Raw genomic sequence first — 10979 nt, forward strand, 5'->3', positions numbered from 1 at the left:
GCCGCGTAGAGGTGACAGCATCGGCGGATGCCGCACTGGGTCGATGTTCTGCCGCAATTCCTGCTCGCCTGCCTGCTCCTCGCCGCGCTACCCGGGCCTGCGACCGCGCTGTTCCTGCAGCGCGCCGTGCGTGACGGCCGCACCGCGGGTTTGGCGGCGGTAGCCGGAAACGAGATCGGCGTGCTCGGCTGGACCTTGGCGGGTGGAGCGGGGCTGTCGGTCCTGCTCGTCGCGAACCGGGCCATGAACACGGCGGTGCACATCGTCGGGGCGCTGGTGCTGATCTGGCTCGGCGTGCAGGCCTGGCGGGGCGCACGGGGTGGCGACGAGTTCGGCAGTGCGATGACGAAGATGCTTCCGGCGGGCCGCTCGCCCGCCGCCGCCTTCCGCGCCTCGCTGCTCTCGATCGCGGCCAACCCCAAGGCGGCCGTCTTCGGGTTGACGATCCTTCCCCAGTTCCTTCCGTCCAGCGGGCCGGTGCTGCCGACCGTGGTGATCCTGGCGCTGATCCAGTTGGTGATCGACACCGCGTGGTGCGTCGGCGTGGTGCTGGCCGCCGACCACGCGGGTGCGTGGCTGCGCCGCAGCGGCATCCGGCAGCGGGTGGAACGGGCGCTCGGCGCGGTGCTGGTCGCGCTGGGCCTCGGCCTCGCCGCCGACGCACGCTGACCGATCAGCCCAGCTCAGCCGCCGCCGCGCCGAGCCGGGACGGCGGAGGAAAACTCCGCCGATCCGGTCCGGACGGCCGGCTACCGGTAGGTTGGTCCCGTGACCGGCCGCATCGCTATCGATGACACTGCACCGTCCATCCCCGGCGGCCGGCCCGCCAAAGCGGTGGTCGGCGAGGTTTTTCCCGTGCGCACCGTGGTGTGGCGGGAGGGGCACGAGGCCGTCGCCGCCACACTCGTCGTCCGCGCCCCGGGTGTGTCGCGACCGACCCGCATCCGCATGACGCCGGATTACGAGCCCGACGTCTTCAACGCGACGTTCACCCCGAACGCGCCGGGAGCGTGGACCTACCGGATCGAAGGCTGGAGCGACCCGATCGCGACCTGGCGCTCGGCGATCGAGGCGAAGCTGGCCGTCGGGCAGAGCGCCGCCGATCTGGCCAACGACCTGGAGCTGGGCGCCCGCCTGTTCGAGCGCGCGGCCCAAGCCGTACCGAAAAAACAGTTCGAGCGCCTGCGCGCGGTCGCGGCGGCGCTGCGCGGCGACGAGCAACTGCCCGCACGGGTGGCCCCGGCCTTCGCCGAGGAGGTCGCCGAGATCCTGCGGGCCGCGCCGTTGCGTGACCTGGTCACCCGCGGCCCGCAGCACACCGTCCAGGTCGAGCGGCAACGCGCCCTCTACGGCTCCTGGTACGAGTTCTTCCCCCGCTCGACCGGCGGTCGCGACGCGACCGGCAAGCCGGTGCACGGCACCTTCGCCACCGCGGCCGAGGAACTGCCGCGCATCGCCGCCATGGGCTTCGACGTGGTCTACCTGCCACCCATCCACCCGATCGGCGAGGTCAACCGCAAAGGCCGCAACAACGCGCTCACCGCGGAGCCGGGCGACGTCGGCTCCCCGTGGGCGATCGGCTCGAAGCACGGCGGGCACGATGCCGTGCACCCGGAGTTGGGCACCGAAGCCGATTTCGCCGAGTTCGTCGCGCAGGCGCGGCGACTCGGCCTGGAGGTGGCGCTCGACCTCGCCTTGCAATGCGCGCCCGATCATCCGTGGGTGTCGGCGCATCCCGAGTGGTTCACGACCCTGCCCGACGGCACCATCGCCTATGCGGAGAACCCGCCGAAGAAGTACCAGGACATCTACCCGGTCAACTTCGACAACGATCCCGACGGTCTCTACGCCGAAGTGCTGCGCGTGGTTCGGCACTGGATCGGGCTGGGCGTCTACATCTTCCGTGTCGACAACCCGCACACCAAGCCCGCCGACTTCTGGGAGTGGCTGATCGCGAACGTGCGGCGCACCGACCCGGACGTCATCTTCCTGTCCGAGGCGTTCACCCGCCCGGCGCGGCTCTACGGGCTCGCCCGGCGCGGATTCAGCCAGTCCTATACGTATTTCACCTGGCGAGTGGCCAAGTGGGAACTCACCGAGTTCGGCAACGAACTGGCCGCGAAGGCCGACGAGGCCCGCCCGAATCTGTTCGTCAACACCCCGGACATCCTGCACGAGAGTCTTCAGCACGGCGGACCGGGAATGTTCGCCATCCGCGCCGTCCTGGCCGCGACCCTCGCGCCGACCTGGGGCGTCTACTCCGGTTTCGAGCTGTTCGAGCACCAGGCGGTGCGACCGGACAGCGAGGAGTACCTCGATTCGGAGAAGTACGAGCTGCGCCCGCGTCCGTTCGCCGAGGCGCTCGCGCGCGGAGAGTCGCTGGAGCCGTGGCTGACCCGGCTCAACGAGATCCGCCGGGCGCACCCGGCGTTGCAACAGTTGCGCTGCCTGCATTTCCATCACGTGGACAACGACGCGTTGCTCGCCTACTCCAAGATCGACCCCGCCAGTGGTGACGCGGTGCTGGTCGTGGTGAATCTCAACCCGTTCGGCGCCGAGTGGGGCATGCTCTCGCTCGACCTGCCCGCGATCGGCCGCGAATGGCACGACCATCCTGTGGTGTACGACGAGGTCAGCGGCGAGGAATACCACTGGGCCCAAACCAATTACGTGCGATTGGACCCCGCACACGCCGTCGCGCACATCATCACCTTGCCCCCGGTGTCACAGCAGGCGCGCACCGAGCTGGCCTACCGCAGGACGCTGCGATGAAACGACGCGACCTCATGCTGCTCGCGGCAGGCACCCACCCCGACCCGCACACCGTGCTCGGCGCGCATCCCCATCCCGACGGCACGGCCGTCCGGGTCCTGCGCCCGCACGCGGAAACCGTGTCGGTGCGGGTCGGCGGCGTCGACCATGCGCTCGAGCCCCTGGGGCACGGCGTCTTCGCCGCGGCGCTGCCGTATCCGGAGATCATGGACTACCGCGTCGTGACGGCCTATCCCGGCGGCCAGACGATCATCGGTGCCGACGGTTACCGCTTCCTGCCCACGCTCGGCGAACTCGATCTGCACCTCATCGGCGAAGGCCGTCACGAGCGCCTGTGGGAGGTGCTCGGCGCCCACCCCCGCCGCTACGCCACCCTCGACGGTGACGTGACGGGCACGTCGTTCGCGGTGTGGGCGCCCAACGCGCGCGGCGTCACCGTGATAGGCGATTTCGACGGTTGGAGCGGCAATACCGCGCCGATGCGCGCGCTGGGGTCGTCCGGGATCTGGGAAGTCTTCGTGCCGGGTGTCGTGCCGGGTACCAAGTACAAATACCGCGTGCACGGCGCCGACGGGCGAACCGTCGATCACGCCGACCCGTTGGCTTTCGCCACCGAGAAACCCCCGGCGACGGCGTCGGTGGTCACCGAGAGCCATCACGTGTGGAATGACCGCGCATGGCTGGACACGCGCGCGGCCACCGACCCGACCCGCGCACCTATGAGCGTCTACGAGGTGCATCTCGGTTCGTGGCGGCCCGGCCTCGGGTACCGCGATATGGCCGAGCAGCTCGCCGAGTACGTGCAGGCGGCCGGATACACCCACATCGAACTGCTCCCCGTCGCCGAGCATCCGTTCGGCGGCTCGTGGGGGTACCAGGTCACCTCCTATTACGCGCCGACAGCTCGATTCGGTTCCCCGGACGATTTCCGCGCCTTCGTCGACCACATGCACGCGGCGGGCATCGGCGTCCTGCTGGACTGGGTGCCCGCGCACTTCCCGCGCGACGAGTGGGCGCTGGCCCGATTCGACGGCACCCCGCTCTACGAACACCCAGACCCCCGCCGCGGCGAGCAACTCGACTGGGGCACCTACGTGTTCGACTTCGGCAGGCACGAGGTGCGCAACTTCCTCGTCGCCAACGCCCGCTACTGGATCGAGGAATTCCATATCGACGGCCTGCGCGTCGACGCGGTCGCCTCCATGCTCTACCTGGACTATTCCCGCACCGAAGGTTCGTGGGAACCCAACGTGCACGGCGGCCGGGAAAACCTGGAGGCCGTCGACTTCCTGCAGGAGCTCAACGAGACCCTGCACCGGCACCACCCCGACGTCGTGACGATCGCCGAGGAGTCGACCACCTGGCCCGGCGTCACCCGCGGCACCGATGTCGGCGGTCTCGGCTTCACCATGAAGTGGAACATGGGCTGGATGCACGACACCCTGGGGTTCCTGGGCCGCGACCCCGTGCACCGCTCCTGGCACCACAACGAGATCACCTTCTCGCTGGTGTATGCCTGGAGCGAGAATTACGTGCTGCCGATCAGCCACGACGAGGTCGTGCACGGTAAAGGAACGCTCTGGACCAGGATGCCGGGCGACGATTTCGCCAGAGCCGCCGGCGTACGGGCGCTGCTGGCCTACATGTGGGCCCATCCCGGTAAGCAACTGCTGTTCATGGGCCAGGATTTCGGCCAGTACCGGGAGTGGTCGCACGATCGCGGCCTGGACTGGCACGAACGGGACAATCCGCTGCACCAGGGCATCAGCACGCTGGTGCGCGACCTGAACGCGGTCTACCGCGCCCATCCCGCCCTGTGGAGCCAGGACACCACCCCGGGCGGCCACGCCTGGATCGAGGCGAACGACCACACGAACAACGTGCTGGCGTTCCTACGCTACGGCTCCGACGGCTCCGTGGTGGCCTGCGTCTACAACTTCTCCGGGGCGACGCACGACGCGTACCGAGTCGGCCTGCCGCACGCCGGCCGCTGGCTCGAGATCCTCAACACCGACGCCGTGGACTACGGCGGCTCCGGCCTCGGCAATCTGGGCGAGCTGACGGCGACCGACGAGCCGTGGCACGATCGTCCCGCCTCGGCCACGGTGACCCTGGCCCCGCACGGCGCGGTCTGGCTGCGTCCCGCCTAGCGAACCTGGCCGCTCGAGGCGACCCGACCGCATGGCCCGGGGCGGGCGTCACGCCCCGGTTCGCGGCCGCGCCACGCGGTGCGATCAGTACAGCGCGGCGGCGAGCTTGCGGCGCGCGGCCACGACGAACGGCTCGGCTTGGTCGAACAACTCGAACAGTTCCAGCAAACGGGTGCGTGCTTTGGTGCGCTCGTCACCGGAGGTCCGCTTGACGACGTCGATCAGCCGGTCGAATGCCGCTTCGGGCCGCTGCTGGAACAGTTCGAGGTCGGCGGCATCGATCGCGGCGTCGACATTCGACGGGTCGGCGTCGGCGGTCGCGATGGCCGACTCCGGAAGGTCCTGGGCCCGAGCCAGGAAGCGGAGCTGCCGCAGCGCGCCCTTGGCCTCCTCATTCGTCGGCTCGGCGTCGATGATCGCTTGGTAGGCGGCCTCGGCTCCGGCCAGATCGCCCTGCTCCAGCGCCGCCTCCGCCGCCGCGAAACGCGGGTCCTCGGCAGGCTGCTGCGGCTGCCCGCCGCCCTCGAGCTTGCCCGCCACCGCGTCTACCACCGCGTTCAGCCACTGCCGCACCTGCGGCTCCGGCTGGGCGCCCTCGAAATCGGCCAGCGGCTGCCCGGCCGCGATCGCGATGACCGTCGGGATACCCTGCACCCGCAGCGCCTGCGCGATACGCATATTGGCCTCGGCTTCCACCGTGGCCAGGTCCCAGGCGCCGCCGTCGGCGGCCACCAGACGCTCCAGCGTCCGGACCAATTCGATACTGCCCGGGCTGCGCTGCGAGTACAGCACCACCACCACGGGCACCTGCATCGAACGACGCAGCACCTTGGTCTCGAACTCGGCCTCCGACACCGCATGATCGCCACCGGCCGCACCGCCGGCACTCCCGGCGGGCTGCTTCAGACTGGACAGATCGACCGCCCCGGACATGGCGGCGGCGACAGCGGGCGAAGGACGGCGTGCGGCTGGTCGATTCACGACTTCCAGTTTGTCACGACGTAGCGGATGCGGGCGCCCCGGACTCGGCCGAATCGGCGTTGCTCAGCTCACCCAGCTGCCCCGTGCGCACCGCCCAGATCTCGAACAGCACCGTGCAGAACGGCGGCAGGCTGGACAGCAGCGCGAGACCGGTGGTCTTGGCGTTCCAGCCCAGCTCGCGCGCCGCCACGATCGCGCTGATCACGAACAGCACGAACACGATGCCGTGCGTCATGCCGAACACCTTGACCGGCCACATCACCGGTTCGGGAATCCGCTTGAACACCATGCCGATGATCAGCAGAACCCACGAGATCGCCTCGAGCACCGCGATGAAACGAAACCGCTTGGCCACCGTGCTCAGGTCGAAGACATTGCCCATGCGCCCCATTGTGCCGGATGCACTACAACCTGTCGTAGTGAGCTGTGTCTAATTGCCGCGCCTGCGGCGCGGCGTGCTCGCGCCCCCGTGGTGGCTCGCCGCGAACGGAGCGATGCTCGGTCTCGCTTCGCTCGAACCGGGTGTTGCGCCGAAGTGGTCACGCGAGCTACAACGCCACAGACCGAGAGCACGCGAGATCACCGTCGCGGCCGAACGCCGGTGGCACGGCGGCCACGCCGACGTCGTCGCGTGTTCGTCCGGGCAGGCGCAGGGGCGTCGGGAACGACCGATGGCCGCCCACTCGAGACGGCCATCGGTCGGTGTTCGGTGCGGGTGTCGCCCGCCTACGGTCAGACTCGGACGATCAGCGCGTCGCCCTGGCCGCCGCCACCGCAGAGCGCGGCAGCGCCCACGCCGCCGCCGCGGCGCTTCAGTTCCAGGGCCAGGTGCAGCAGGATGCGCGCACCGGACATGCCCAGCGGGTGGCCGATGGCGATGGCGCCGCCGTTGACATTCACCTTTTCCGGGTCGATGCCCAACTTGCGGGTGGACGCGACGCCGACCGCGGCGAACGCCTCGTTGATCTCCACCAGGTCCAAGTCGGCGGGCGAGATACCCTCGCGCGCGCAGGCTTTGGCGATCGCGTTGGCGGGCTGGTCCTGCAGTGTGGAGTCCGGACCGGCGACCACACCGGCGGCGCCGATCTCGGCGATCCAGCTCAGACCCAGCGCCTGCGCCTTCGCCTTGCTCATCACCACGACCGCGGCGGCGCCGTCGGAGATCTGCGAGGCGGTGCCCGCGGTGATCGTGCCGTCCTTGCGGAACGCGGGCCGCAGCTTGGCCAGCGACTCCGCCGTGGTGTCGGCGCGAATCCCCTCATCGGTGCTCACCAGCACCGGATCGCCCTTGCGCTGCGGCACCGCGACCGGGACCACTTCGTCGTCGAAAACGCCGTTCTTCCACGCCGCCGCCGCACGCTGGTGCGAAGCCGCCGCGAACGCGTCCTGGTCCTCCCGGCTGACCCGGTCGGTCTCGTTGCGCTGCTCGGTGAGCGCGCCCATCGGCTGATCGGTGAAGATGTCGTGCAGACCGTCGTAGGCCATGTGATCACGCAAGGTCACATCGCCGTACTTGAAGCCTTCCCTGCTCTTCTCGAGCAGGTGCGGCGCCTGGCTCATGGATTCCTGACCGCCCGCGACGACGATCTCGTACTCGCCCGCCCGGATCAGCTGGTCGGCGAGGGCGATCGCGTTGATGCCGGACAGGCAGACCTTGTTCAGCGTCAACGCGGGCACGTCCATCGGGATACCCGCGGCGACCGCCGCCTGACGGGCCGGGATCTGCCCCGCGCCCGCGGTGAGCACCTGGCCCATGATCACGTACTCGACCTGGTCGGGCGCGACACCGCCCTTCTCCAGCGCCGCCTTGATGGCGAACCCGCCCAGATCGGAGCCGCTGAAGTCCTTCAGACCTCCGAGCAGCCTGCCGACCGGGGTTCGCGCACCGGAAACGATCACGGAAGTGGTCACGACGAGCCTCGCATTCGTAGATCGGACCTGCCCGCGCCGACGCCGAGGGCAGCCAGGGGCAGCGCGAGAGCAGGTGTTCTACTCAACGGTAGCGGGTGCGGCCCGCGCACCCCGTGCCAGGTCGCGCTACTTTCGAATGGTGAGCAATGTTATCGAACAGTCACCTTTCATCCCCGCGGACTACGTGACCGCGGTCGACCATGTCGGCATCGCGGTGCCGGACCTGGACGCGGCGGTGGCCTGGTACGCCGAGAACCTGGGCATGGTCGAGACCCACCGCGAGGTCAACGAGGCACAAGGCGTGCACGAGGCGATGCTGTCGCTGCCCGGCGCACCGGATCGCGCCACAGCCCTGCAGTTGCTGGCCCCGCTCGACGCGGAGTCGACCATCGCGAAGTTCATCGACCGCAGCGGTCCCGGCTTGCAGCAACTGGCCTACCGGGTGACCGACATCGAGGCCGTCTCCGCGTACCTGCGCGCCAAGGGTCTGCGTTTGCTGTACGAGGCTCCACGGCATGGAACGGCGGATTCCCGCATCAATTTCATCCACCCGAAGGATGCTGGAGGTGTGCTGATCGAGTTGGTCGAACCGAGCGCTCATGTTACGCACTAGTATCGACGTCAAGTCGGGAAAACTCGTTGGAATGACATTCGCAGTCGAGTCACCATCGGCTGTCTTCAGGCTGTAGTTTGTGTGCCATGTCGTCACCCGAGTCCGATCGCAATCGCTTCGTTGCACTGCCCTTCACCGTTGTGCGCAAGGGTTATGCGCAAGACGAGGTGCGTAATTACTTCGACCGCTTCGACGCGGAACTGAGAGTCACCGCCACCGACCGCGATGCCGCTGCGGCACAAGCACGTAACCTCGCCAGTCAGCTGGAAGACGCGCGCGACGAGATCGACGAACTCCGTAAGGAGGTCGACCGACTCTCGGTGCCGCCGACCACCGCGGAAGGCATGTCCGACCGCATTTCCCGCATGCTCCGGCTCGCCTCCGACGAGGCGTCCGAGGTCCGTGCCCTGGCTCAGGCCGAGGCAGCGGAGATGGTGTCGATCGCCGAGCAGCAGGCCACCGAGATGCGTGGCAAGTACGAGTCGCTGCTCGCGGAGACCAAGGAGAAGCGCGAGGCGCTCGAGATCGAATTCGAGCAGACCCTCGCGAACGCACGCACCGAGTCCGCCAAGATCATCGAGGCCGCCCAGGCCGAGGCCGACCGCATCGCGAAGGAAGCCGACGCGAAGCGCAAGGCCACCCAGCAGGACTTCGAGGCCACCATGGCCGAGCGTCGCACCAAGCTCACCCGCGCCATGGAAGAGCTGGAAGCCACCAGCCGCGCCGAAGCCGCCCAGCGGATCAAGGACGCGACCGACGAGGCCAACCGCCTCATCACCTCCGCCACCCAGACCTCCGAGCGCAAGATCGCGCACGCGAAGGAACTGGCCGAGGAGATGCGCGTGCTGCGCGGCCGCGTGCTCGCCCAACTGCTCGGTATCCGCGGTCAGCTCGACTCGGTGCCCGCGATGCTCGCCGCGGTCAACCGGGAAAGCGAATTGCTCGACGGGGTTCCCGATCAGCGCAAGTCGATCGGCGGCAACACCAAGTCCGTCGCCGGTTCGCGCCAGAAGGCGATCCCCGAGGTCGCCACCGATGACGAGGACATCGACTCGGACGAGCGCGAGAGCGCCGACATCAGCAACTGACGTCGGGCCCCACGGCGACTGCGAGCAATACCTGAACCGATTCACCGAAGGCCGCCCCATCAGGGCGGCCTTCCTTAATTCTGGCCCTGAAGACGCCTACTGCGTAGAAGATCCAACGTAGACGTCCGGCCCCTAGAGGCCTTGCAGGGGCATCCAACTACGCCCGATGACGCGACCGCGTAGGTCAGGACCACCGACGCGTGATTCTGCGGGTGTGGCGGCCGTTCCAGCATCCGCTGTGCCAGTGCCTGCGGTCGTCCTCTCCTCCGTAAGCGGGCCAGGCGACGATGTGGGGAATCCCGGGCGGGATCTCGTGGTCACAGCCGGGGCAGCGGTAGGTCTTGACCGCGCGGCTGCCCGGGATGGCGCGAACCACATACGTCTCGTCACCATGCGGTCCGGAATCGGTCCGGCCGAAGACGTCCGTGAGCGGGTAGCCACCCGCTCGTGAGCGATCAGCGGGCCGACCCGTACGCGGCTTACGGCGGGGCATTCGACAAGCCTATTACTCGCCCCTGCGCGGCACGCATGGCCCCGATGGTCAGAACAAGCGGAATTCGTTGCTCTCCGTGCCACGTAGGGCGTCGTAATCCAGTGTCAGGCAGCGGATGCCGCGATCCTCGGCGAGCGTACGAGCCTGCGGCTTGATCTGCTGGGCGGCGAACACCCCCGCGACCGGGGCCAGCAGCGGATCCCGGTTCAGCAACTCGAGGTAGCGCGTGAGCTGTTCGACGCCGTCGATCTCGCCGCGCCGCTTGATCTCCACCGCCACCGTCGCTCCCGTGGCGTCCCGGCACAGCAGGTCGACGGGCCCGATCGCGGTCATGTACTCGCGGCGGATGAGTGTATAGCCCGCGCCGAGCGTGTGCACGTGCTCGGCGAGCAGCTCTTGCAGATGGGCCTCCACTCCGTCTTTCACCAGCCCCGGGTCGACGCCCAGCTCGTGAGAGGAGTCGTGCTCGATGTCCTCGATGGTGATGCGGAGTTCTTCGCCGGCCTTGTTGGTGACGACCCACAGCCCCTTCGCTCCGTCGGGGAGCTGCGAGTCGCCGTTGCGTTCCTCCAACCAGCACGGCGGGCTCATCCAGTTCAGCGGCTTGTACGAGCCGCCGTCGGAGTGCACGAGCACCGAGCCGTCCGCTTTCATCAGCAGTAGCCTGCGGGCCATCGGGAGATGGGCGGTGAGTCGCCCCACGTAGTCGACCTGACAGCGAGCAATCACTAGGCGCACCCAAGCACTGTAGGCGAGCGCCGCACGACGGATGCGATCAGCCCATCAATTGCGTTTCTTACCTAGAAACGACGAAAGGCCCTCAACAGTGTTGAGGGCCTTTCGTGAAGGATGTTCCGGCGGTGTCCTACTCTCCCACACCCTGTCGAGTGCAGTACCATCGGCGCTGGCAGGCTTAGCTTCCGGGTTCGGAATGGGACCGGGCGTTTCCCTACCGCTATGGCCGCCGTAAC

The 10979-nt window shown here is 68.5% G+C and carries 10 protein-coding genes and 1 rRNA gene; 5 read left to right on the forward strand and 6 right to left on the reverse strand.

The features are described 5' to 3' along the window. The first annotated feature begins 27 nt into the window (after positions 1-27). From GVY39_RS14175 to glgB, 3 genes are all read left to right on the forward strand, one after another. Positions 28-669 carry a LysE family translocator gene (locus GVY39_RS14175; RefSeq protein ID WP_159924395.1) on the forward strand — a complete coding sequence of 214 codons (642 nt, stop codon included), beginning with the start codon at positions 28-30 and terminating at the stop codon, positions 667-669. 99 nt (positions 670-768) lie between these two features. Then, complete coding sequence (locus GVY39_RS14180; RefSeq protein WP_159924397.1) at positions 769-2772, forward strand: alpha-1,4-glucan--maltose-1-phosphate maltosyltransferase; 2004 nt, start codon at positions 769-771, stop codon at positions 2770-2772. Beyond that, positions 2769-4922, forward strand: coding sequence for a 1,4-alpha-glucan branching protein GlgB (gene glgB, locus GVY39_RS14185; protein ID WP_159924399.1), 2154 nt, complete (start codon positions 2769-2771; stop codon positions 4920-4922). The genes GVY39_RS14180 and glgB overlap by 4 nt, the downstream gene beginning before the upstream one ends. A gap of 84 nt (positions 4923-5006) precedes the next feature. Here glgB and GVY39_RS14190 read toward each other — a convergent pair whose 3' ends face one another. The 3 genes from GVY39_RS14190 to GVY39_RS14200 all read right to left on the reverse strand — a co-directional run bounded on the left by GVY39_RS14190 (position 5007) and on the right by GVY39_RS14200 (position 7814). Next, positions 5007-5855: a tetratricopeptide repeat protein gene (locus GVY39_RS14190; RefSeq protein ID WP_159924451.1), complete on the reverse strand. Its 849-nt coding sequence runs from the start codon at positions 5853-5855 to the stop codon at positions 5007-5009. A 61-nt stretch (positions 5856-5916) separates the two neighbouring features. Next, positions 5917-6285 carry a DUF3817 domain-containing protein gene (locus tag GVY39_RS14195; protein ID WP_321210005.1) on the reverse strand — a complete coding sequence of 123 codons (369 nt, stop codon included), beginning with the start codon at positions 6283-6285 and terminating at the stop codon, positions 5917-5919. A 350-nt stretch (positions 6286-6635) separates the two neighbouring features. Beyond that, positions 6636-7814: an acetyl-CoA C-acetyltransferase gene (locus GVY39_RS14200; RefSeq protein ID WP_159924403.1), complete on the reverse strand. Its 1179-nt coding sequence runs from the start codon at positions 7812-7814 to the stop codon at positions 6636-6638. 139 nt (positions 7815-7953) lie between these two features. On the opposite strand from GVY39_RS14200, the gene mce reads away from it, so the two are divergent. Then, positions 7954-8427: a methylmalonyl-CoA epimerase gene (gene mce, locus GVY39_RS14205; protein WP_249644899.1), complete on the forward strand. Its 474-nt coding sequence runs from the start codon at positions 7954-7956 to the stop codon at positions 8425-8427. An 86-nt stretch (positions 8428-8513) separates the two neighbouring features. Continuing rightward, positions 8514-9515 (forward strand): hypothetical protein, encoded by a 1002-nt coding sequence (locus tag GVY39_RS14210; RefSeq protein WP_159924407.1) that lies wholly within the window; start codon positions 8514-8516, stop codon positions 9513-9515. A gap of 184 nt (positions 9516-9699) precedes the next feature. Here GVY39_RS14210 and GVY39_RS14215 read toward each other — a convergent pair whose 3' ends face one another. The 3 genes from GVY39_RS14215 to rrf form a co-directional block, all read right to left on the reverse strand. Next, entirely contained in the window at positions 9700-10008 is a 309-nt protein-coding gene (locus tag GVY39_RS14215) for an ATP/GTP-binding protein (RefSeq protein WP_159924409.1), read from the reverse strand. Positions 10009-10056: 48 nt separating this feature from the next. Further along, complete coding sequence (nucS, locus tag GVY39_RS14220; protein ID WP_159924411.1) at positions 10057-10746, reverse strand: endonuclease NucS; 690 nt, start codon at positions 10744-10746, stop codon at positions 10057-10059. Between the two features lie 114 nt (positions 10747-10860). After that, positions 10861-10977, reverse strand: a 5S ribosomal RNA gene (rrf, locus tag GVY39_RS14225). Positions 10978-10979 lie beyond the last annotated feature (2 nt).

Origin of the sequence: Nocardia sp. CY15 (assembly GCF_009829295.1) — a bacterium.
Classification (GTDB): domain Bacteria; phylum Actinomycetota; class Actinomycetes; order Mycobacteriales; family Mycobacteriaceae; genus Nocardia; species Nocardia sputi.